We start from the raw sequence: 2,230 nt of genomic DNA on the forward strand, positions 1-2,230 counted from the left end.
CCCCCTCCCGTGTTCCTTTAGTGTCGGTGGCGCAGCACTAAAGGCACACCGGCGCGCCAGCGCACCCCACACATCCGTCTGGAGAATCACCCGTATGAAGTACCCGCGTCGCCCGCTCGTCGTCCTCGCTGCCGCCGCCCTCGCCGTGGGCATGGCCGGTTGCAGCTCCGACGAGGCACCGGAGGAGAAGGGCGACATCTGCACCCAGCTCGAAGACATTTCGACGTTCGAGATGGAGTCGCAGTCGTCGGCTGCGATCGATCCGGCGGACTGGGCGGGTATGCAGGCGGTGCTCGAGAAGTACGGCGACGGGCTGTCCGAGCACTACGACCCCGCTATCGCGTCGGCCGACGAGAACATTTCCGCGGATCTGACGACGGTGCGCGACGCCAGCGCCCAGGTCACGTCGCTCGTCACCGAGTCTGCGACGTTCGAGGAGTACCAGCAGAAGACCGAGGCGACGATCGACGCCGCGACGTTCACCGCGGCGAGCGAGGCCAGCACCCGCATCGACGATTTCGCGAAGGCCAACTGCGATTTCGCCAAGCAGCAACAGCAGGAGCAGCAGCCCGTTCAGCCACCGCTCGAAGAGGCGCCGCAGCCGGAGGGCTGATCCGTTCAGCCTCCGACGATGCGCCCCAGCGTCTTTGCGGCGTCGCCGAAGGTGCTGGGGTTCGGCCCGGCGTACGTCAGGCGCAGGTACTTTCCGGTCGCCTCGGCGGGGAACCAGTCGTCTCCGGCCCCGATGATGACACCTGCCGAGCGGCTTTCTCGCACAACGCGATCGAGGTCCGAAGCGTCGGGCAGCCGAGCCCACAGGTTGATTCCGCCGCGCGGTATCGCGTCGAGGTGAATTTGCGGGGCGTATTCGGCAAGACTGTCGACGAGCAGGTCACGCCGCGAGTGCAGGTTGCGACGCAGGTTGCGCAGATGGGTGTTCCACGACGGGTGCGTCACGACATCGATTGCGACGGATTGCAATACGCCGCTGACGTACATCGATTCGACGGAGGCGTCGGCGAGGATGCGTTCGTGTGCGGGGCCGCGCGCGATGACGGCGGCGACGCGCACCGCAGGTGAGACGGTTTTCGCCAGCGACCTGACGTACACGACGTGTCCGGTGTCGTCGCGTGCGGCGATGGGCGTCGGGTCGGCGGTGATCGCGAAGTCGTGGGCCGAGTCGTCTTCGATGAGGAACGCGGCGTTTTCTCGGACGATGTTCAGTACTCGGTCGGCGAGGTCACGCGACCACAGCGCACCGGTCGGGCTCGCGAAGTTGGGTTGCGCGTAGAACGCTCGGGCTCCGGTTTCGGCGAAAGCCCTTGCGAGACCGTCGGAGTCGGGTCCGCTCGGGCCGCTGGGCACTGGGACCACGACGACGCCGGCGCGTTCGGCGGCGAGGATTGCGCCCCAGTACGTGGGCGACTCCATCAGTAGGGTTCGTCCGGCGCCGACGACTGCGCGGAAGACGGTGCTCAGGCCGCCTTGGCTTCCCGGGTGGATGACGACGTCGCCGGCCGCGGGAGGCGTGATGCCGGCCGGGGTTGCTGCGCCGAGCTCTTCTGCGAACCATGATTGCAGCTCCGGCAGCCCCGCGGCACGTGGCCGACCAACGACGGCATCGGTTCGTGCGATGCGGGCGAATGCGGACCGAACCAGTCTCTCCGGCAGCAGTTCTCGATCGGGGTAGCCGGAGTGCAGTGCGATGACATCGTTGCTTTCACTCTGCAGCGCGGCGGGCAGTTTCGGGACGCGATTGCCGAGGGACGCGAGAGCCCCTGTCTGCCAACCGTAATCGCTCGGTCGAGCGACGGGGATCTTCCTGACGAATGTGCCGACGCCTGGGCGTGTTTCGATCTCGCCGAGCATCGCGAGCGAGCGTATCGCCTTCTGCACGGTGACGGGGCTCGCGCCGTACTGGGCCACGAGGGCGCGTGAGGATGGCAGCTTGGCGCCGGGCTGGGCCTGTGCGATCCACCGGCGCAGTTCGGCAACGATCCTCGAACTGCTATCGTCGGACATGACAAGGCATAGTAGCGCTACTCCCCTCCGCGCGCCAGTGCTACTGGAACGCGCCGGCCTGTGGTGGGGCCTTCTCGGAGTCACCGCGTTCTCGTTCACACTGCCGTTCACGCGGGTGGCCGTTGCGGGCGGTATGCCGCCGCTGTTCGTCGGCTCAGGACGAGCCGTTGTCGCCGCCCTGCTCGCGGCGTCGGCACTGGCCCTCACC

Annotated in this window: 2 protein-coding genes and 1 pseudogene; 2 read left to right on the forward strand and 1 reads right to left on the reverse strand. The window is 67.4% G+C overall.

The genetic code is table 11. The features are described from left to right. Nucleotides 1-94: 94 nt before the first annotated feature. Nucleotides 95-613: a hypothetical protein gene (locus tag WBQ44_RS07870; RefSeq protein WP_495566154.1), complete on the forward strand. Its 519-nt coding sequence runs from the start codon at nt 95-97 to the stop codon at nt 611-613. 5 nt (nt 614-618) lie between these two features. Here WBQ44_RS07870 and WBQ44_RS07875 read toward each other — a convergent pair whose 3' ends face one another. After that, nucleotides 619-2,022: an aminotransferase-like domain-containing protein gene (locus tag WBQ44_RS07875; protein ID WP_495566155.1), complete on the reverse strand. Its 1,404-nt coding sequence runs from the start codon at nt 2,020-2,022 to the stop codon at nt 619-621. Here WBQ44_RS07875 and WBQ44_RS07880 point away from each other — a divergent pair. Next, nucleotides 2,021-2,230 (forward strand): annotated as a pseudogene (locus tag WBQ44_RS07880) (EamA family transporter); the annotation flags it as partial. The gene WBQ44_RS07875 and the pseudogene WBQ44_RS07880 sit on opposite strands and share 2 nt — an antisense overlap.

The sequence above is a fragment of the Rhodococcus sp. (in: high G+C Gram-positive bacteria) genome, from assembly GCF_049591685.1.
GTDB lineage: Bacteria > Actinomycetota > Actinomycetes > Mycobacteriales > Mycobacteriaceae > Rhodococcoides.